Below are 19,344 nucleotides of genomic sequence, written 5' to 3'. Positions count from 1 at the left end.
ATTCAGCGGCGGACACCCGATCGGAGCGGCGGCCCCGTGGCGAAGCTCGATTCCTTTCTGCAGGCGATGTTCGACCGCGGGGCTCGGGCCCTCGTCCTCGCCTCCGGGAACCCCGTGTCGCTGGAGCTCGGCGGCGAGAGACGGCCCGTGTCCCGCAGCGCCCCCACCACCGCGCAGATCGAAGCGCTCGTGTCGGAGCTTGCGGGGCCTGGGGCGCTCGACCGGCTCGCTGCGGGCGGAGCCGACGCGCTGCGGGTGGAACGCCCGGGCCTTCCACCCGTCTCGGTCCGCGCCGAACGGCGGGGCGACCGGCTCGAGGTGCGCCTCACCCCCGCCGGGGCGCCCGACGCCGGCCCGGCGGCCGCGGAGGAGCCGGCGATCCACGGCCTGTTCCGGGCGATGCTCCAGGCGGGCGCCTCCGACCTCCACCTCTGCTCGGGCGAAAAGCCGATGGTGCGCGTCGACGGGTCGATGCGGCGGCTGGACGGTCCATCGGCCTTGAACGCCGAGGAGGTCGAGCGGCTGCTCCGCCCGATCGCACCGCCTTCGAACTGGAAGGAGTTCGAGGAAACGGGCGACACCGACTTCGCCTACGAGATCCCCGGTGTCGCCCGCTTCCGTGCCAATCTGTTCCGCGACCGCCACGGGCCCGGAGCCGTTTTCCGGACGATCCCGACCCGGATTCTCAGCGCCGAGGAACTGGGGCTGCCACCGGCGGTCCTCGACCTGTGCCGCCTGACGAAGGGCCTGGTGTTGGTGACGGGACCCACCGGCTCGGGAAAATCGACCACGCTGGCGGCGCTGATCGACCACATCAACTCCACCCGTGACGAACACATCATCACGATCGAGGATCCGATCGAATTCGTCCACACCAACCGCCGCTGCCTGATCAACCAGCGCGAGGTGAACCGGCACACGCGATCTTTCAAGCGGGCGCTGCGCGCCGCGCTCCGCGAGGATCCGGATATCGTCCTGGTCGGCGAGATGCGCGATCTCGAGACGATCGCCATCGCGCTGGAGACCGCGGAGACCGGGCACCTTGTCTTCGGAACGCTGCACACCACGACGGCGGTGTCCACGGTGGACCGGATCATCGACCAGTTCCCCGCCGACCAGCAGGCCCAGGTGCGGGTGATGCTGTCGGAATCGCTCAAGGGCGTCGTCTCGCAGACGCTCTGCCGGCAGGTCGGGGGCGGGCGCGTGGCGGCGCTCGAGATCCTGATCGGCGTGCCGTCGGTCGCCAATCTCATCCGCGAGGGGAAGACGTTCCAGATTCCTTCGGTGATGCAGACCGGGCGGAAGTACGGGATGGTGACGCTGAACGAGTCGCTGATGGCCCTCGTCAAGGCGGGGCGCATCACCCCCGAGGAGGCTTACACGAGGGCCGTCGACAAGATCGGGCTGGCCGCCCAGCTCAAGGCGGCCGGCCGGCCGCTCGCGGCTGCCGAGCCGGCACCCGCGTGATCCCGCCCGCCCCGGCGGCCACCGTGCCGGACAGGCGCGCCCGGCGGATCACGGACATCGCAGCCGCACGGTGGAGGTCGTCGGCCGGCCACAGCTCGAGAAAGCGCCTCATCGCCGCGGCGGCGCCGGGGAGATCGCCCCGCTCGAACAGGATCTTGCCACGGAGGTAGTGAACCTGGGGATCCTCGGGCCGGAGCGCTTCCGCCCGCGCCAGAAGGGCCAGCGCCGTCCCTTCGTCGCCCACCTCCTCCAGCGCCGCCGCGAGGGCCGCCACGGCCGGCTCGAAGCGCGGATGCCGGGCCGCGGCCGCGCGCAGGATCGCGAGACCGCGCTCCCGGTCACCCAGACGGACGAGCAGGCTGCCGACGTTGATCCGGCTCTCGAGCTGGCCGGGCTCGATATCGAGCGCGCGCTGGTAATGAGCGAGGGCGCGGGTCAGATTCCCCTGGCGCTCGTACACCGCCGCGAGGTTGTTGTGGGCGATCGCGTAGTCGGGGACGAGCTCGACGGCGGCCTCGAGTTCGCGCGCCGCCTCCGGGTAGCGGCCGGCGCGCATGTAGGCCAGCCCGAGATTCGCGCGCACCAGCGCCGAGTCGGGCGAGGTCCTCACCATGTCGCTGAACAGGGCGAGGTCGTCGTGCCAGACGCGGCAGCGGGCGCGAGACAGGCCGGCGGCGGCGAGAAGGAGAGCCGCCGCCACCGCGGCCGCCGCTGCCTTCCCGGCGCGGCCGCGGGCGGCCGCCCGGACCGACGCCGCCAGTCGGGCCGCCAGGTACGCGAGGCCGAGCGAAGGGATGTAGGCGAACCGGTCGGCCATCAGCACGTCCCCGAAGCTGCCGAACGCGAGCACGGGGGCGAAGGAAGCGATGGTGAAAGCGCACCAGAATCCGGTACGAGGCTCGCGCCGGATGAGGAGAACCGTCCACCAGCCGGCCGCCGCAACGAGCGCGCCACCGAGCGCCGCCGACCACGACAGGGGGGTCACGGGACCGTAGGGGTAGTGCGCATCGAGTCCGACCGGCAGGAGGAGCAGCGTCGCGTACCTCGCCAGAACGAAGCACGCGGTGGCCGCGAACTGCGGAAGGGTCAGCGGGAGCAGGGCGGTGGGGGCGACGCCGACGGCGGTCGCGCGGATGGCGAGATAGGCGGCGGCCGCGGCCCAGTGGGGCATGGTGAGGGCGAGCGCCCGCCTCAGGCGGCTCGGCTCCGGCACCGTCAGGCAGCGGCGGATCAGGATCAGGCCGGGCAGGGTGATCGCCATCTCCTTCGCAAGAAGCGCCGCGAACAGCAGCGCCGCGGAGCCGTAGCGGTACCCGGCTTTCTCCAGGCGGCGGCCCCCGCTCGAAGCCAGGGCGGCGAACGCGAAGACGGCGCAGAGGAGATCGGTCCGGCCGGAGATCCAGGCCACGGACTCCACATGGACGGGATGGGCCGCGAACAAGGCGGCCCCGAACGCGGCCGGCACGGGCCCGAGACCCTCCTCCAGGGCGATCGCGAGCACGAGGAGGGAGCACGCGACGTGGAGAATCAGGTTGGTCAAGTGGAAGCCGAGCGGATGCCGGCCCCACAAGGCCCGGTCCGCCGCGTAGCTGAGCGTGACCAGCGGCCGGTAGAAGTTCCGGAAGCGATCGTTCTTTTCTCCGGTGTCCCAGAAACCGGTGGCGAAGGAGCGGGCGAGCTGCTCCGGATGGTCGAGAGTCTCGTTTTCCAGGATCAGCGGCCGGTCGTCCCAGACGAACTCCCCCCTCAACGCGGGCGCGTAGGCCCAGCAGGCGACGGCCACGACGAGGGCCGGAAGCGCGATCCGCTCGATGCTCCGCGCCCGCTCCACGCCAGTCCTGCCCTCCCCCCGGAACCTAGGGCCGGGCGCGGGCCGCGGGCCAGTGGCCGCGGTGCGAAGCGGCGAGGCGCCGGACGGGCACGGGCACGGGCGGGCACGGGCGGAACCCTCGCAAGCGCGGGGCAACCCGGGGCGGTTGTTCCGGGAGGCCGGCGCGCCGATATTCGCGTTCGAAGAGGAACGACCGAGGAATGAAAGGATTGGCCGCGTCGCCGCGAGGGAAGAACCGCTCCGATCCGGAGCGCGGCGTCACGCTTCTCGAGATCCTGGTGGTCCTCACCATGCTGGCGGTCGTCTCGGGGGTGACGGCCAACTACGCGCTGGAGTGGATCCGCCGCGAGAAGCTTCGCAGCGCCCTCTACACCGTGAGCTCGCAGCTCGAGCTGGCTCGCCTGGAGGCGCTGAACCGGAACCGGAGCTGCCGGGTGATCGTCGACACGGACGAGGGACAGGTCCAGGTCGTCGACCTGAACCAGCCCGGCGATCCCACCGACGACACGGTCCTCGCCTCGGCCCGCCTGCCCGAGGGAGTCCGGTTTGCCGCGCCGGGCGGAGGGGCCGCCGTGACGTTCGAGCTCCAGCCCGACGGCCGTTACGCCGCGACCTACTCCGCGGGAGGCGTGGTCACCGCTGGAGCCGGGCAGGTCGTCCTCGCGGCCGGGGGGCGTTACGGCCGGGTCACGCTCTTCGTCGCCGGAGGAACCCAGGTCGAGCACTGGGCCGACGGAGGCTGGCATGCCGGGAGCTGATCGCCCGCGGGCCGGCATGTCCCTCGTGGAAGTGCTGGTGGCGATGCTCCTGCTGTCGCTGCTGGCCCTCGCCGCCGCCCCGATGTACTACCAGGCCACCCACGCCTCCGCGGCGGGCGCCGACCTCGGCACGGTCGGGGCGCTCGCGGTGGAACGGATGGAGCAGCTCCGCGCCCTGCCCTTCTCCGATCTCGAGGACGGCGGCGATCTCGATGCGGACGTTCCCGGATACGTCGACGACTCGCACGAGGAAGCGGTGGTGCGCTGGAGCATCGAAACGAACGCTCAGGGCACGCTGAAGACGATCCGGGTGAAGGCGATCGCCCGCCGGGCCGTGGCCGGCAGGGCGAAGCAGGTGGTGCTGACGAGCCTCCGGACGCGCTGAGAGAGCTCAGGCGAGCCGGACCCCCCGCTCGCCGGCCCAGACCCGGCCGAGTTCCTCCAGCTTGTCCTCGCCGAGCGCCTGGGTCGCCATCGGAAACAGAACCTGCTCTTCCTTGGCGAAGTGCTCGCGCGCCACCGAGATGGCGTGCAGGAGCAGCCCGCGGGCCACTTCCGCGTCCGCCTCGCTGGCGGCCCGGTTCACCGCTCCTTCGATCTCGTCGTGCTCCGCCCGCATCACCGCCAGCGGCCCGGCCGGCCCCATGGTGGGCTCGAGGGCGGCGAAGAGGTGATCGTTCTCGATCCGCGCGTGCGGCAGGAGCGCCGCCGCGAGAAGCTCGGCGAGCGGCCCCGCGGAGCCGGGATCGGAGCCCAGCCTCGATTCGATCCGGTCGAACAGCGCGTAGAAAGCCCCGTGTTCGCCCAGCAGCGCGTCGGTGATCTTCACGGCGTCTCTCCTGCACCCGCCCGCGAGGGCGAGCGGCCGCCGATCATCCTGGGCCCAGGCGCCGGCGTCAAGCGCCGAGGCCGGCCGCAACGGGCGGGCGCCGGACCGCCCCCGCGCGTCCCCGGCGCCTGCCGCGTGGTATGGTGGCGAAGCCGCGGCCCGGGGGCCGACCGGAGACGTCCCGTGCGCAGCGCCTTTCTGGCACTGGTGCTCGTCGCCGCGCCCGTCGCGGGAGCGGCGCCGGCGCGGCCGAACGTGCTCCTCGTCACGGTCGACACGCTGCGGGCGGACCACTGCTCGTTCAACGGCTACGCGGTGCGCACGACGCCGAACCTCGAGCGGCTCGCTCGGCGCGGGACGGTTTTCGCCGCCACCTATTCCGCCTCCTCCTGGACGCCTCCCGCGATGGCGTCCCTGTTCACCTCGCTGCCGCCGCACGCCCACGGAGTGGTGAACGGCACCGTCCGCCACCACCGGCTCGTCGAGCAAGACCGCCTGGCGCCGGAGCTCCGGACGCTGGCGGAGGCGTTCGCCGCCGCGGGTTACGCGACGGCCGGCGTGTCGACCAACATCCATCTCTCGCCCCAGACAGGATTCGCCCAGGGGTTCGAACGCTTCGAGCGGCGGTACTGGGCTCCCGCGGAGGAGGCGACGGAGGCGGCGCTCGAACTGGCGCGCCAGCTCGGAAGGGACCGCCCGCTGTTCCTCTGGGTCCACTACATGGATCCGCACGATCCGTACCGCGCTCGCTCTCCGTGGATCGATCGGTTCGCGGCCGGCCTCAGGGTGGCCGATTGGGCGGGGCGGCCGCTGACCGAGTTGCGGGGCGACCCCCGGCTCCGGCGCGACGAATCGGAGCGGCGCGCCCTCGTCGCCCTGTACGACAGCGAGATCGCGGCCGTCGACGCCGCCGTCGGAGAACTGGTCCGCGGCCTCGGCGCCGCCGGGGATTGGGTGATCGCGTTCACCGCCGACCACGGAGAGTCGCTCCTCGAGCGGGGCATGATGGGACACGGCAACGGGCTGTACGAGCAGGAGGTGCGCATTCCGCTCCTGCTGCTGATCCCCGGAACGGCGACCGTCCGGCGGGTCGATCGGCCGGTCAGCCTCCTCGACGTCGGGCCGACCCTCCTCGAGGCCGCCGGGGTGGGGGTTCCCGCCGCGTCGGCCGGCCGGAGCCTGCTGCCCCTCGCGCGCGGCGAGAAGCCCGCGGCCGTTCCGGTCGTGATGGAAATCGCGCGCCGGCGACTGGTGGCGCACGCCGTTCGCGACGGTGAGTTCAAGCTGTACGTGTCGTCCAGCCCCGTGCGCTTCACGTCGCTGTTCGACCTCCGTACGGATCCGGAGGAGACTCGCAGCGTTCTCGCGGAACACGCGGCGACCGCGGCCCGCCTGAGAGCCGTGTGGGCGGCGTGGATGAAGCGCTGGCCGGCGCGGAAGGCGGAGAAGGTGCGGGGCCGGATGGAGGAGGGCGATTTCGAGCGGCTGAGGAGTCTCGGCTACCTCGACTGATCGCCGTCCCCGCCGCCGGTGAGGTCGACGAGTTCGATCCCCGCCTCCCGGGCGAACTCGAGGATCCGCGCGTCCCGGTAGAACTCGCCGTAGTAGATCCGGCGGATTCCCGCGTTCGCCAGCAGCCGGAAGCAGATCCAACACGGACTCGCGGTGATGTAGATCTCGGCGCCGTCGATGCACACGCCGTGGCGGGCCGCCTGGGCCACGGCGTTGGCCTCGGCGTGCACCGTCCGGACACAGTGGCCGTTCTCCATCAGATGGCCCACTTCGTCACAGTGGGCGAGGCCGCGGATGGAGCCGTTGTATCCGGTGGAGAGGATCGTCTTGTCGCGGACGATCACCGCGCCCACATGCTTGCGGTCGCATGTGCTGCGGGTCGCGACCTGCCGGGCGATGTTCATGAAGTAGGTGTTCCAGTCGGCCCTCGCTCGGGACATCGCAATCCCTCCGCCGCCGGTCCGGCCCGGCCTATGGTAACCCGGCGCCGGCGGGCGGTATCCGGCGGTTACCCGGGGCTCCGGCCGAGCTGCTACCCTACCCCGCCGGACGCTCCCCGGCGGGAGGAACCAGCCCCCGTGAAGGAACAGATCCCGCTGTCGGCTCCCGACATCTCCGAGGAGGACATCGCCGCGGTGACCGCTGTCCTGCGCGGGCGGCGGCTCAGCCTCGGGCCCGAGCTGGCGAAGTTCGAGCGGGCGGTGGCCGAGTACGCGGGAACGCGCGAAGCGGTGGCCGTCTCCTCGGGAACGGCGGGTCTTCACCTGCTGGTCCACGCGCTCGGCATCGGGCCGGGGGACGAGGTGATCACCACGCCGTTCTCCTTCATCGCGTCGGCGAACTGCATCCTGTTCGAAGGAGCCCGGCCGCGCTTCGCCGATATCGATCCGGTGACGTGGGATCTCGACCCGGCCGCCGCCGAGGCGGCGGTCACGCCCCGCACGCGCGCGATCCTGCCGGTGCACGTCTTCGGGCGTCCCTGCCCGATGCCCCGGTACCTCGAGATCGCGGAGCGAAGAGGACTCCGGGTGATCGAGGACTCGTGCGAGGCGATGGGCACCAGGATCGGTGGCCGCATGGCCGGGACGTTCGGCGACGCCGGGGTGTACGCGTTCTATCCCAACAAACAGATGACGACCGGTGAGGGGGGCGTGATCGTCACCGACGATCCCGGCCTGGCCGCGCGCCTGCGCTCGCTCCGGAACCAGGGCCGCGCGGCGGACGGGCGGTGGCTCTGCCATGAGCGGCTGGGATGGAATTACCGGATCCCCGACATCTTGTGCGCGCTCGGATCGAGCCAGCTCCGTCGGCTCGAGCACTTCATCGCCCAGCGGCAGCGGGTGTTCGACCTGTACCGGGAACGCCTCGCGGGGATCGAGGAGATCGAGCTTCCGGCGCCGGCCCCGCCCGGCACGCGCGTGTCCTGGTTCGTGTACGTCGTCGCGCTCCGGCCCCCTGCCGACGCCGCACGCCGCGACGCCGTCCTGGAGCGTCTCCGCGCCGCGGGAATCGGCTGCCGGGCCTACTTCCCCCCCATCCACCTCCAACCCTTCTATCGCGAGCGCTTCGGCTACCGGGAAGGGATGTTTCCCGTCACCGAGTCGGTGGCCGCGCGGACGATCGCCCTGCCCTTCCACAACCGACTCGGGGAGCGCGAGGTGGACCGGGTGGCCGAGGCGCTCGCCGCCGCGCTGGCACGGCGCTGAACCGGAGCACCGCCCGGACGCGTTCGCCCCGGTCCGCAGCCGTTCCGAAGCGGGCCCCCGGCTCGCGCGTGCCGATTGGGCCACCCATATTGGCCCCGGGGGATCACCGCTCGGGACGCTCTCGAACGGACGACGCATGTCGGACAGGACGAGCACGACACCGCCCCGGCCGGCCCCCTCCCCGCCCCAACCCCGATCCGGTAGCTTCCGGGGCCCCGGCGCGCTGCTGCGCCGCGTGGGCGCCCGGCTCCGGAGCCTCCTCCCGCACGGCCGGGTCCGGCGCGCGGCGGAGAGGCTGGCGGCGCTCGCCGGAGTGCCGCCGGAGCACGCCTCGCCCGCACGCCGCCTCGAGGAGCTGGTCGAGCGGGTCGAGGTCCTCTGGAAGGAGAATCGCGCGCGATGGGAGTCCGAGCGGGCGGCGCTGGAGGCGCGATGCGCGGAGCTGCGCGGAGCCTTGGCGCGAAAGGAGGCCGCGCTCTCCGAGCGCGCCCGGATGCTGGCCGAGCTCAGCCGCGAAATCCGGGTGCCCTTGAACGGCGTGATGGGAATGGCGACGCTCCTGCTGGACGGCGATCTCAGGCCCGAACAGCGGGAGTGCGCGGCCTCGATCCTGGAGTCGGGCCGGGCCCTGCTGTCGGCGGTGAACGGCCTGCTCGACTACGCTCGGCTCGAGGCCGACGGCCTGGAGCTGGAGGCGCGGCGTTTCAACCTCCGCCGCCTCGTGGAGGAGGTGGCCGCCGAAACGGCGCGGGGCCTCGGGGAGATCGGGCCGCGGGTTCTGGTCCGTTTCGCTCCCGGAACCCCTGAGATCGTCGTCGGGGACCCCGACCGTCTCCGGCAGGTCCTCGCCGCCCTCGGCGCGCACGCGATCAAGCTCACCGCCACCGGGCATGTGCTGTTCGCCGTGGAGGGCTGCCGGACCGAGTCCGGGGAGGCCATCCTCCGGTTCGAGGTGGAGGACACCGGCATCGGCCTGCCTCGCAGCAAGCTCCGCCGCCTGTTCGGCCCGGGCGCGGGGCGGGCGAGCCGGACGGGGGACGGTTTCGCCCTCTCGGTCGGCCGCCGCATCGTCGAGCTGATGGGCGGCTCGCTGACGGCCGAGAGCCGGATCGGACAGGGAACGACGGTGTCGTTCACCGTGCGGCTTCCCGCGCCCGCAGCGGGCGGCGAGCCGGCCCTGCCCGCACCCTTACGGGGCCGGGGCGTCCTGATCGCCGACCCTCACGCCCCCTCCCGCCACATCCTCGCGGAACGGCTCGCTTTCTGGGGCCTCCGGGTCGAACAGGCGCCGACCTTGGAGGAGGCGCGGGCCCGGGTCGAGTCGAGCCCCCCCGACGCGGTGATCGCCGACGAGGCCCTTCTCGCCGACGATCCGTCGGTGCCCTACCACCGGGCGCTGGGGGTCGACCGGACGAGGCTCGTCGTCGTCGTCCCCGAACGATCCCTCGTGCCCGAGATGGTCCCCTCCGGCCACCGCCGGCTCGCCCGCCCGGTGCGCCTGGAGGAGCTCCGCGAGGCGCTCTGCGAGTGCGTCTTCGGCCCTCAGCGGCCCGCCGCCGAGGCCGACACGCCCGCCGCGCCGCCGGAGGCCGGGCTGGCCGGAACGCGCGTTCTGCTGGCCGAGGACAACGAGATCAACGCCAAGATGCTCCGGAGGCTTCTGGATCGGCTCGGCTGCCGGGTCGACACCGCCGCCGACGGCAAGGAGGCGGTGCGTCTGGCCAAGGAGCGGCGGTACGACGTGGTGCTGATGGACTGCGTCATGCCCCACGTGGACGGCTACGAGGCGGCGCGGGCGATCCGGCGCCACGAGGCCTTGTCGGGCATGGAGCGCGTCCCGATCGTGGCCATCACCGCGAGCGCCATGGCCGGGGACCGGGAGCGGTGCCTCGAGGCCGGAATGGACGACTACCTGACGAAGCCGATCGACCGCGAGCTGCTGCGGGCCGTGCTGCACCGGCAGCTCGCCCGCACCGCCGACGGCGCGGCGCAGCGGCTTCGCACCGAGGCCGCGCCGGCCTGAGCAACGGTCAGACGGGCGCGCGGTTGCGGGCCCACCGCGGGTGGGTGATCTCGTACTTCTGGATCTTGTAGTTCATCACCCGGCTGCTGATCCCGAGAAAACGCGCTGCGTCCTTCTGGACCCAGTCGTTCATCCGCAGAGCCTCGAGGATCGCCATCTTCTCGAGCTCCTCCAGGGCGATCCCCTCCGGCGGAAGACGGAGGACAGCCGCGCGGCGGCCGCGCTCGTCCATCCCCTCGCGGGCCCCCAAGGTGAGATCTTTCGGCTCGATGATCTCCCCGTCCGCCATGAGCACGGCCCGCTCGATCGTGTTCTCCAGTTCGCGGATGTTGCCGGGCCAGTTGTGCCGCGTCAGCAGCCTCAGGGCCGCGGGAGCGAATCCGCGCATCGGCTTGTTCAGCTCCGTCGCGAACCGCTGGAGGAAGAAAGTGGCCAGCGGGATGATGTCTTCCTTGCGCTCCCGCAGCGGGGGCATCCTGATGGTCACCACGTTCAGGCGGTAGTAGAGATCCTCCCGGAACTCGCCCTTCTCGATCGCTTCCTCCAGATCGCAGTTGGTGGCCGCGATGACCCTCACGTCCGACTTGATGGTGCGGGTCCCTCCGAGCCGCTCGAACTCCTTCTCCTGAAGGACGCGCAGCACCTTGGCCTGGGTGCCGGGAGACATGGTCCCGATCTCGTCGAGGAACAGCGTTCCCTCGTTCGCCAGCTCGAACCGCCCCGCCCGCTGGCGGTCGGCTCCGGTGAACGCGCCCCTCTCGTGGCCGAAGAGTTCCGACTCGAGCAGGTTCTCGGGAAGCGCGGCACAGTTGATCTTGACGAACGGGCCGTTCCTTCGCGCCGAGTTGCGGTGGATCGCTTCGGCGATCAGCTCCTTCCCCGTGCCCGTCTCCCCGAGGATGAGCACCGTGGCGTTGGAAGGGGAGACCTTGGCCACGATATCGAAGATCCGCCGCATCGCCGGCGATTCGCCGACCATGTTGTCGAAGGTGCTGACCAGCTCCCGCCGATCGATCGCCATGAGCTGCGAGACCAGGCGGCGGTGCTCCAGCGCCCGCTCCGCCTTCAGCTCGAGCTCCTCGAGATTGAACGGTTTCTGGATGTAGTCGTACGCGCCGAGTCTCATGGCCTCGACCGCACCTTCGACCGTGCCGTAGGCGGTCATCATGATCACCGCGGTCGTCTCGTTGATCCGGCGCACACGGCGGAGAAGCTCGAGGCCGTCCAGGCCGGGCATCTTGTAGTCGGTGATCACGAGGTCGAAGTAGTCGCGCTCGATGGCCTCGAGCGCCTGCCGGCCGTCCTCCGCCTCGACGACGTCATGGCCGGCGTCGCGGAACGCCTCCGCGATGCCCTCGCGCAGGTTCCGCTCGTCCTCGGCGACAAGGATCTTGCGCATCCCTCTCCCCCGCTCCAGCGTTGGCTATCCGGCCGTCTTCCGGCCGTCGGGCGTGCGCGGCAGCCGGATGCGGAAGACCGTCCCACCTTCGGGGCCGTCCATCACGTCTATCATGCCATGATGGCATTCTGCGATCTTGCGGGCCATCGGCAGGCCGAGGCCGGACCCGTTCCGTTTCGACGTGACGAAGGGATAGAAGATCTTTTCCCTCACCTCGTCCTGGATCCCGGGGCCGTCGTCGGCGATCCTGATCTCCACGGCTGCCGGGTCTTGTCCGGGCCGGGCGAGGCCCCGGACCTCCAACCGCAGCCGGCCGCGGCCTTCCATCGCCTCGAATGCGTTGAGAACGATGTTCACCAGCATCTGGCGGATCAGGCCGCCGTCCACGATGACCGGGGGAAGCGCCGGCTCGTAATCACGCTCCACCTCGACCCGATGCGGGCCGAAACGCGCCGAGGCCTCCTCCACCGCGCGCTCGAGCAGCGAGCTCACCTCGTGCGGGGCCCACTCCGGCGCCACCGGCCGGGCGAACTCCAGCCCCTCCGACACGATGCGGTTCACTCGCGCCACGTCGGAGACGATCTTCTCCACCAGACGCAGCTCCTCCGGCCGGTCCCGGAGGCGGCGCCGGAGAAGTCCGACGGTGACCTCGATCGAGGCGAGCGGGTTCCGGATCTCGTGCGCGAGGCTGGCCCCCATCTGCCCGAGCGCCGCCAGGCGGTCGCGCAGCTTCTCCTGCTCTTCGAGCCGCTCGACGTGGGTGAGATCCTTGAAAAACAGGCCGATCCCGGCGGCCTCTCCATCGTCGCCCGGGATCGGGCTGATGGTGAAGCCGATCGTCTTGCCGTCGTCCTCCCGGGAGCGGATCTCCAGCTCCGCACGGTTCGGCAGGTGCGACATCTCCAGGGCATCGAGGAGGACCTCGGCCAGCCGCGGATGGCGCGCGAGGGCCTGGCGGACGGGCATCCCCTCGATGGGATCCTCATCGTCGAGATCCAGGATCTGGCGCGCCAGCGCGTTGATGGTCAGGATGCGGCCGCCCCGATCGACGGTGAGGAGGCCGCAACGCATCCCCTCCACCAGCCGCCGGAAGTAGGCGTCGTCGACGGCGGCCGCTGCGCGAACCGCGGTGCCACCCGTCACGGGAGTCTCCACGTGCCGAATCTCGGCGCCCGGAGGGTGGGGGTCAAGGCGCGGAAGGGAGCGTGTCGCCGCCCTGGGCGAGCCTCGCCCGGATCAGTCCGGCATCCTCGCCGTCGATCACCCCGTCGCCGTTCGGATCGAGCTGCGGCCGGTAGTCCGGATCCTCCCGCACCGTTCCGAACGCTTCCAGAACGGCCTCGAGGTCGGCCGCATCCACCCGGCCCGACCGGTCGACGTCGAGCAGCTCCGGCCGGGCGGCGAGGTAGGAAGGAGCGCGCCGGACCGGATTCACGACGAGCAGATCTCCGGGGCCCGGCGCGGGGACGCCGGGCTCGGCGCGGAGCTCGACCAGGAGCCGCTCCGAATCGATCACCGTCACGTCGCCCGCCGTCAAGCCCGCCCGCCGGCTGAGCACCACCGCGCCGTCGTCGAAGTTGGAACCGCGAAGGGTGACGAGCACCCATCGACCCGGCTCGAGACGGCCTTCCAGCGCCTCGATCCTCGGTTCCGGCATCGTGACGAGGGTCCGGGTCGCCTCCCGCGCGCGGTTCCCCCAGATGTCGTACGGCCGCACGCGGACCCCGTAGCGGCGTCCGTCCGCAAGACCGCGGAGCCGGACCGTGGTCGCGCGTCCCGCGTCGAACGTCCGCAGGATCGTCCCGTCCTCGTCGAGCAGCTCGACGTCGTAGCCCGCCGTGAGCTCGTCGCCGCTCGGCGGCCACTCGAGGGCCAGCTCACCGGCCATCGCGGCCGGAAGCGCGAACCACGCCAGGACCGCCGCGAGCCCGGCAGCGCGCGCGCACTTCATTGTCCACCTCCGCTTCCACGGGTCGGCCGCGGAATCGTGACGCCGAATCCGGCGTCGGCGGCGCTGGCACCCACCTCGGTCGCCAACTGGACGACGATCGGCTGGCCGCCCGCCAGGCCGTGGGTCCCCGAAGCTCCCGAGAGCTGGACGCCGTGGGGACCGGTCCGGACGGTGATGCGGGCCCGGCGGCCGGAGGGCATGGCGGCCGTCGGACGGAGGACGACGGTTCGCCCCCCGTCGCGGGTCGGGAACGGCGTCGTCAGTTCGAGGACCTCCATGCGCCGGCCGGCGCTCACGGCGAGCTCGAACACGCCGGGCACCGCCGATTCCGGGGTCACCGGCTCGGCGAAGGTGATCCGGAACTCGGCGCTCGCCGGGATGCCCGTGTTGCCGGGGTCGAGGCTGCGGGCGCCCGGTGCGAGGGGGCCGCTCTCGCCCGACATCGGGTCGTACCAGGACGAGGAGACGAACCCGCCCTCCACACGCCACGCGGGGCGGGTCGACCACACACGCGGCATGAGATAGTCCGAAAGACCGTGCGGCTCGAGGCGAGCCCGCATCTCCGGACCTGCGAGCCGGACCTCCGTGGCGTAGGCGGCGCCCGCTTCGAGCGGCTCCACGAGGTCGATCGCCACGGTGCGGCCGTCGGCCGACAGGCGTGGCGAGGTCGGCGCCTGGGCCAGATCGCGGCCGGAAATCTCGACGGCGAACGCCGCCCGCAGCTCCTCCGCCGTGAGCGCGCCGAACAGCGGGCTCATGTCCCGGTCGAACGTGACGGTGACGGTGGAGCGCGTCCGGAGCACCCCGTAGTCGTCCGCCGCCGGGTCGCTGCCCGTCACGACCGGCGGTCCGGACGGCGGGGGCGGCCCGCCGGATCCGGCCGTGGTGAAGGGCGGGGACTGGACGAAGTCGCTGGCCATCGGGTTGCCGGCGAGGTCGGCGACGCCGCCGGTTCCCCCGGAGACCTCGATGTGGTACGAGGCTCCGCCGGCCAGGGGCCGCGCCGGGACGATCGTCACCACGGCACCGGAGACCTGGGGCGATCCCGTGGCCTGCGCCACCTCCGCGCCATCGGCATCGACGAGCCGAACCGTCCGCGCGGTCACCGTCGCGGGATCGACCGCTTCGCTGAAGGTCACCGCGGGATGCACGGTGGTCGCCACCCCGGATGTCCCTGCCGCCGGGTCGGTGGACACGACCGACGGCGGCGTGGTGTCTCCCGAGTCCGCGGCCACCACCGTGATGGCGCCGGCGAGCGTGCCGAACACCCATGGGTGCAGGTCGGGCTGGGAGTACGTGATGTCGGGGTTGAGGACGGTCAGATCGGAGGTCGTCGTCGCCGCGTCGGGCGCCGCCTGGACGGTCACCTCGAGCTGGCGGCACCCCGCGACGCGGGTGGAGATCACCGACAGGCCGGGGTGCGAGAGCTTCACGCGGGCGGGGGGATGACCGGGATCCTGGGAATCGCCGGGATCGAAGTTCACCCCGGTGACGGTGAAGGTGACCGTTTCCCCCTGGCGGATCTCGCCCGGCGTGACGGACGCGACCTCCGGGCGCGGCCAGCCGCGCACCGTGTTGCTGTCGTCCACGCTCTCGAGACCGCCCGTGTCGTACGCGCGGACGGCGGCGTACCAGAGCGTGCAGTCCGCGAGGCCGGACAGCGTCGCCTGCGTCGCCTTGCCCGCATCGAGGACGTTGTCGTGCGAGCCCGGGGCGAGGCCGTAGTAGACCCGGTAGCCGGCGAGGTCGGCGTCCGGAACCGGGTCCCAGCGGAGATCCATCGTCCCGGCCCACACGGGGCCCGCCAGCGAAAGGGCCACCGCGGCCGCCCAGGCGCGGCGCCCGCCCCATGGCGAGGGGTGTTCCCGCATCCGCTCTCCTCCGTCGCCCCCTGGGCCCGGTCCGTGCCCAGTCCCTCCGGAGGGCCTCGCGCGCTGCCCCTGAAGCTCCTGGCTCGACCCAGCCGGAAGGCCGGGGATGCAAGGAGCGCGCCACCGGTGCGGCCGGCCTCCGCCTCCTCCGAACCCCCGGCGGGTGCGGCCGATCGCCGCGCGGCGGATCCCGCCCGCACGCGGGCCGGTTACGATATCGCAACCGGCGGCACGTCCCGGGGTGGCCGCCGTGCCGGACGGGCGCGTGCCACAATGGGCGCCGCCCGGCGCTGTGCCGGCGGTCGGGAGTTGGCTCGATGAGAGAGAACGAGGCCCGCCCGGTTGCGCACCCGCCGGTGCGTGTCGTCGACAAGCCGTGGGGACGAGAGGACTGGTTGGCCGTCGGCGACCGGGTGGTCCTCAAGCGGCTCGTCGTCGAGCAGGGGCACCGCCTCTCGCTCCAGTACCACCGGCAGAAGGAAGAAGCGTGGATCGTGCTCGCGGGCCGAGCCCGCGTCACGCTCGGAGAGCGGAGGGGGGAGATCGGGCCCGGCGACGTCGTGCACGTGCGCCCGGGGACGGTGCATCGCATCGAGGCGATCGAACGACTGGAGATCCTCGAGGCGAGCACGCCGGAGCTCGACGACGTCGTGCGGGTCGAGGACGATTTCGGACGGTCGGGGGGGAAGGAGGAGCGTTGAATCGGGCGATCTTCAAGGCCTACGACGTCCGGGGCGCCTACCCCGACGAGATCGATGGCGAGGTGACGCGACGCATCGGCCGGGCGATCGCGGCTTTTCTCGGCTGCCGCGACGCGCTCGTCGGGCACGACATGAGGCGCAGCTCTCCCGAGCTGGCGCAGGGCGTCATCGAGGGACTGCGCGACGGCGGGGTCGATGTCACCGCGATCGGACTCGCCTCGTCACCCCTCGTCTACTTCGCCGGGCGCGACTTCGCCTGCTCGGTCTCCGTGACCGCCTCCCACAACCCGCCGCCGGACAATGGACTGAAGATCTGCCGCGAGGGGGCCCTGCCGATCGGGGCGGCGAACGGGCTCCAGGAGATCGCACGGCTGGCCGAGGAGGACGGGGCCGCGCCGGCGCCCGTGCGCGGGGGCCTCGCCGAGGACGCGCCCCGCGCCCGCTTCGTCGACTTCTCGCTCGAAGCCCTGGAGGCGGATCGGCCGTTCCAGGTGGTGGTCGATGCGGGGAACGGGATGGGCGGTCTGGACTACGGCGAGCTGATGAAACGCGACATCCCGTTCCGGATCGTGCCGCTTTACTTCGAGCCGGACGACTCTTTCCCGCACCACCCCGCCAATCCCCTCGACTTCAGCACACTCGAGGATCTGCGCCGGACCGTGGTCGAAAGGGGCGCCGACCTCGGGGTCGGGCTCGACGGCGATGCGGACCGCTGCTTTTTCGTCGACGAAACGGGAACGATCCTGACCGCCGACCTGGTGACGGCGCTCATCGCCCAGGACATCCTGGCCCACGAGCCGGGCGCGACCATTCTCCACGACCTCCGGAGTTCCCGCGTGGTCCGCGAAGAGATCGAGAGGGCCGGTGGGCGCGCCGTCGAGTGCCGCGTGGGGCACGCCTTCATCAAGCAGGCCTTGCGTCGCGAGGGTGGTGTCTTCGCGGGCGAGCTGTCCGGCCATTTCTACTTCAAGGAGTCCTCGTACGCGGAGAACACCTTTCTCGCCCTGTTCCGCATCCTGAACATCCTGGCCGCCCGGGGAGAGCCGCTGTCTCGCCTCGTCGCACCGCTCCGCCGCTACGTCTCGAGCGGCGAGATCAACTCGAAGGTGGCGGATCCCCGGAAGATCATCGAGGAGCTGGAGCGGCGGTACGCCTCGGGCGAGATCAGCCATCTCGACGGACTGAAGGTCTCCTTCGAGGATTGGTGGTTCAACGTCCGCCCCTCCAACACCGAGCCGGTGCTCCGGCTCGTGCTCGAAGCGAACACCCGGGAACTGATGGAAGCGAAGCGGGACGAGCTGCTGGCGATCATCCGCGGATGACGGCGGGACGCCGGCGCCCGCCGATCCGGAAGAGCGGCCGCGATCGCTGACACGGACCCATGTTCACCGTATAGGGAGCCCGGCCATGCCGCACGACGCGACCCGCGCTGCGCTCGTCGAGATCCTGAACCGCGTGCTGCCGGCGGCGCTGCCCGCCGGATGGCCCGAGGGGCGTCCGCTCGCCGAGGCGGGCCTCGACTCGGTGGGCGTGCTGGCCCTGGTCGACGAGATCGAAGCGCGATTCGGCTTTCGCCTGGCCGACGACGAGCTGGTCGCCGAGAACTTCGAAACTCTCGAGGGTCTCGTCAGGCTGGTGACGCGAAGGAGGCCGGCCTGAGATGGACCCGTACCTGGTCCATCATCTGCTCGAACGCGCGGCGGCGGCGCGTCCCGACGCTCCCTTCCTGGTCGAAGCCGACGGGACGTCCTCCTACGGGACGATCGCGCGCGCGGCGCACGCGGTCGCCGCCGCCCTCCACCGCGGGGGGGTCCGGCGGGGGGACCGCGTGGCGCTGCTCGCCCGGAATTCGCGTGCCTACGTGTCGGCTTACTACGGGGCACTGAGGGCCGGAGCCGCCGTGGTCCCGCTCAACACCGCCGCGGCGGAGGAGGATCTCGTCCGCGTGCTCGCCGACTGCTCGCCGCGCGCGGTGGTCGCCGGGCCGGGTTTCGGAAGCCGCCTGGGCCGGGCGCTGGGGCGGCTCGCCCGGCGGGAGCGCCCGCGCCTGGCGTTGGTCGAGGAGGCGGAGGAGGCCGAGCTCCCGGCGGGGATCGCGCCGCTTCCTCTCCGGGAGGTGATGGAGGCACGGGAGGGCCCGCCTGACGTGCCGGTCATCGATCTCGACCTGGCATCGATCGTCTACACCTCGGGAAGCACGGGGACTCCCCGCGGGGCCATGCTCCGGCACCTGAACCTGATGTCCAACACGCGGTCGATCGTCGCTTATCTCGGCCTGAGGGCGGACGACCGGGTGCTGGCGGTGCTGCCGTTCCACTACGTGTACGGCAAGACGCTGCTCAACACCCACGCAGCGGTCGGGGCAACGGTGGTGATCGAGAATCGGTTCATGTTCCCGGTCACCGCTCTCGAAACGCTGGAACGGGAACGCTGCACCGGATTCGCCGGCGTCCCGTCCACTTTCGCCGTCCTCCTCCGGCGCACCGACCTCGCCCGCCGGGAGCTCCCGCACCTGCGTTACGTCACGCAGGCCGGCGGCCCGATGAGTGCCGCGCTGACGCGGCGCCTCATCGAGGCCCTCCCCGGCAAGAAGATCTTCGTGATGTACGGGGCGACCGAGGCCTCCGCGCGGCTCAGCTACCTCGACCCGGCCGAGCTCCCGCGGAAGATCGGGTCGGTGGGGAAGGCGATTCCCAACGTGGAACTCGAGGTCGTCCGCGAGGACGGCTCGGCGGCCGCCCCGGGTGAAATCGGCGAGATCGTCGCCCGCGGTTCGAACATCTTCGCCGGGTACTGGAACGACCCCGAGGAGACAGCCCGGGTCTTCGACGCGCGCGGGCGCTACCGGACCGGAGATCTCGGCTATTTCGACGAGGAAGGGTTCCTCTACGTGACGGGACGCTTGCGGGACATGATCAAGTCGGGGGCCCACCGGATCTCGGCCCGCGAGATCGAGGAGGCGATCCTCGAGGACGAATCGGTCGTCGAGGCGGCGGTCATCGGCGTCCCGGACGAGGTGCTGGGCGAAGCCATCCGGGCCTTCGTGGTCTTCGAGGACGGAGCGGGGCCGGGCGCCGCCGCCGCGCTCCGCAAGCGTCTCGCCGGGCGCCTTCCCCCCTACAAGCTGCCGGCGGCGATCGTCGCGTGCCGGGAGCTGCCGAAGAACGAAGCGGGCAAGATCATGAAGCAGCGCCTGCGGGAAACCGCCGGGGGCGCCTCTCCGGAGTCATGATGCGCCGGACCGCCGCCTCACGGCCCTCGGTCGGTTTTCCCGAGCCGCCGCTCACCGGGGAGCT

At 71.9% G+C, this 19,344-nt stretch carries 16 protein-coding genes; 10 read left to right on the top strand and 6 right to left on the bottom strand.

The window, feature by feature from the left end:
- Positions 1-66 precede the first annotated feature (66 nt).
- Positions 67-1,467 (top strand): type IV pilus twitching motility protein PilT, encoded by a 1,401-nt coding sequence (locus D6718_03055; GenBank protein RMG47670.1) that lies wholly within the window; start codon positions 67-69, stop codon positions 1,465-1,467.
- On the opposite strand, the gene D6718_03050 is transcribed toward D6718_03055, so the two are convergent.
- Complete coding sequence (locus D6718_03050) at positions 1,418-3,298, bottom strand: tetratricopeptide repeat protein (protein RMG47660.1); 1,881 nt, start codon at positions 3,296-3,298, stop codon at positions 1,418-1,420. The genes D6718_03055 and D6718_03050 overlap by 50 nt on opposite strands.
- Positions 3,299-3,498: 200 nt before the next feature.
- Between D6718_03050 and D6718_03045 the strand changes: the two genes are divergently transcribed.
- From D6718_03045 to D6718_03035, 3 genes are all read left to right on the top strand, one after another.
- Entirely contained in the window at positions 3,499-4,056 is a 558-nt protein-coding gene (locus tag D6718_03045; protein ID RMG47659.1) for a prepilin-type N-terminal cleavage/methylation domain-containing protein, read from the top strand.
- A complete protein-coding gene (locus tag D6718_03040) occupies positions 4,043-4,441 on the top strand; it encodes a prepilin-type N-terminal cleavage/methylation domain-containing protein (GenBank protein ID RMG47658.1) in 399 nt (132 codons plus the stop codon). The genes D6718_03045 and D6718_03040 overlap by 14 nt, the downstream gene beginning before the upstream one ends.
- 144 nt (positions 4,442-4,585) lie before the next feature.
- Positions 4,586-6,397 (top strand): hypothetical protein, encoded by a 1,812-nt coding sequence (locus D6718_03035; protein ID RMG47657.1) that lies wholly within the window; start codon positions 4,586-4,588, stop codon positions 6,395-6,397.
- Here D6718_03035 and D6718_03030 read toward each other — a convergent pair.
- Positions 6,385-6,837 (bottom strand): deaminase, encoded by a 453-nt coding sequence (locus tag D6718_03030; GenBank protein RMG47656.1) that lies wholly within the window; start codon positions 6,835-6,837, stop codon positions 6,385-6,387. The genes D6718_03035 and D6718_03030 overlap by 13 nt on opposite strands.
- Before the next feature lie 33 nt (positions 6,838-6,870).
- On the opposite strand from D6718_03030, the gene D6718_03025 reads away from it, so the two are divergent.
- On the top strand, positions 6,871-8,103 hold the full coding sequence (locus D6718_03025; GenBank protein RMG47655.1) for a DegT/DnrJ/EryC1/StrS family aminotransferase: 1,233 nt from the start codon (positions 6,871-6,873) through the stop codon (positions 8,101-8,103).
- Positions 8,104-8,239: 136 nt separating this feature from the next.
- Positions 8,240-10,126, top strand: coding sequence for a response regulator (locus D6718_03020; GenBank protein ID RMG47654.1), 1,887 nt, complete (start codon positions 8,240-8,242; stop codon positions 10,124-10,126).
- 7 nt (positions 10,127-10,133) lie between these two features.
- Here D6718_03020 and D6718_03015 read toward each other — a convergent pair whose 3' ends face one another.
- From D6718_03015 to D6718_03000, 4 genes are read right to left on the bottom strand one after another with little or no spacing between them, the layout of a single operon-like run.
- A complete protein-coding gene (locus D6718_03015) occupies positions 10,134-11,525 on the bottom strand; it encodes a sigma-54-dependent Fis family transcriptional regulator (GenBank protein ID RMG47653.1) in 1,392 nt (463 codons plus the stop codon).
- A gap of 24 nt (positions 11,526-11,549) precedes the next feature.
- A complete protein-coding gene (locus D6718_03010; protein ID RMG47652.1) occupies positions 11,550-12,668 on the bottom strand; it encodes a PAS domain-containing protein in 1,119 nt (372 codons plus the stop codon).
- Positions 12,669-12,711: 43 nt separating this feature from the next.
- The gene (locus D6718_03005) at positions 12,712-13,476 is read right to left on the bottom strand and encodes a hypothetical protein (GenBank protein RMG47651.1); all 765 of its coding nucleotides are present in this window, start codon (positions 13,474-13,476) and stop codon (positions 12,712-12,714) included.
- The gene (locus tag D6718_03000) at positions 13,473-15,347 is read right to left on the bottom strand and encodes a hypothetical protein (protein RMG47650.1); all 1,875 of its coding nucleotides are present in this window, start codon (positions 15,345-15,347) and stop codon (positions 13,473-13,475) included. The genes D6718_03005 and D6718_03000 overlap by 4 nt, the downstream gene beginning before the upstream one ends.
- Positions 15,348-15,664: 317 nt before the next feature.
- Between D6718_03000 and D6718_02995 the strand changes: the two genes are divergently transcribed.
- The 4 genes from D6718_02995 to D6718_02980 all read left to right on the top strand — a co-directional run bounded on the left by D6718_02995 (position 15,665) and on the right by D6718_02980 (position 19,280).
- Positions 15,665-16,048 carry a cupin domain-containing protein gene (locus tag D6718_02995; GenBank protein RMG47649.1) on the top strand — a complete coding sequence of 128 codons (384 nt, stop codon included), beginning with the start codon at positions 15,665-15,667 and terminating at the stop codon, positions 16,046-16,048.
- Positions 16,045-17,370, top strand: coding sequence for a phosphomannomutase/phosphoglucomutase (locus D6718_02990; GenBank protein ID RMG47648.1), 1,326 nt, complete (start codon positions 16,045-16,047; stop codon positions 17,368-17,370). The genes D6718_02995 and D6718_02990 overlap by 4 nt, the downstream gene beginning before the upstream one ends.
- 85 nt (positions 17,371-17,455) lie before the next feature.
- Complete coding sequence (locus D6718_02985) at positions 17,456-17,707, top strand: acyl carrier protein (GenBank protein RMG47647.1); 252 nt, start codon at positions 17,456-17,458, stop codon at positions 17,705-17,707.
- Position 17,708: 1 nt separating this feature from the next.
- The gene (locus tag D6718_02980) at positions 17,709-19,280 is read left to right on the top strand and encodes an AMP-dependent synthetase (protein ID RMG47646.1); all 1,572 of its coding nucleotides are present in this window, start codon (positions 17,709-17,711) and stop codon (positions 19,278-19,280) included.
- The last annotated feature ends 64 nt before the right edge of the window (positions 19,281-19,344 follow it).

The organism is Acidobacteriota bacterium (assembly GCA_003696075.1).
GTDB lineage: Bacteria > Acidobacteriota > Polarisedimenticolia > J045 > J045 > J045.
This window is presented reverse-complemented; position numbering and strand designations above follow the sequence as displayed.

Excerpts from the sequence above, each read along its gene's own strand:
- D6718_03055 (RMG47670.1), top strand. The coding sequence starts at position 67 with ATGTTCGACCGCGGGGCTCGGGCCCTCGTCCTCGCCTCCGGGAACCCC.
- D6718_03020 (RMG47654.1), top strand. The coding sequence starts at position 8,240 with ATGTCGGACAGGACGAGCACGACACCGCCCCGGCCGGCCCCCTCCCCG.
- D6718_03040 (RMG47658.1), top strand. The coding sequence starts at position 4,043 with ATGCCGGGAGCTGATCGCCCGCGGGCCGGCATGTCCCTCGTGGAAGTG.
- D6718_02995 (RMG47649.1), top strand. The coding sequence starts at position 15,665 with ATGAGAGAGAACGAGGCCCGCCCGGTTGCGCACCCGCCGGTGCGTGTC.
- D6718_02980 (RMG47646.1), top strand. The coding sequence starts at position 17,709 with ATGGACCCGTACCTGGTCCATCATCTGCTCGAACGCGCGGCGGCGGCG.
- D6718_03030 (RMG47656.1), bottom strand. The coding sequence starts at position 6,837 with ATGTCCCGAGCGAGGGCCGACTGGAACACCTACTTCATGAACATCGCC.
- D6718_03005 (RMG47651.1), bottom strand. The coding sequence starts at position 13,476 with ATGAAGTGCGCGCGCGCTGCCGGGCTCGCGGCGGTCCTGGCGTGGTTC.
- D6718_03000 (RMG47650.1), bottom strand. The coding sequence starts at position 15,347 with ATGCGGGAACACCCCTCGCCATGGGGCGGGCGCCGCGCCTGGGCGGCC.
- D6718_03045 (RMG47659.1), top strand. The coding sequence starts at position 3,499 with ATGAAAGGATTGGCCGCGTCGCCGCGAGGGAAGAACCGCTCCGATCCG.
- D6718_03015 (RMG47653.1), bottom strand. The coding sequence starts at position 11,525 with ATGCGCAAGATCCTTGTCGCCGAGGACGAGCGGAACCTGCGCGAGGGC.
- D6718_02985 (RMG47647.1), top strand. The coding sequence starts at position 17,456 with ATGCCGCACGACGCGACCCGCGCTGCGCTCGTCGAGATCCTGAACCGC.
- D6718_03025 (RMG47655.1), top strand. The coding sequence starts at position 6,871 with ATGGTAACCCGGCGCCGGCGGGCGGTATCCGGCGGTTACCCGGGGCTC.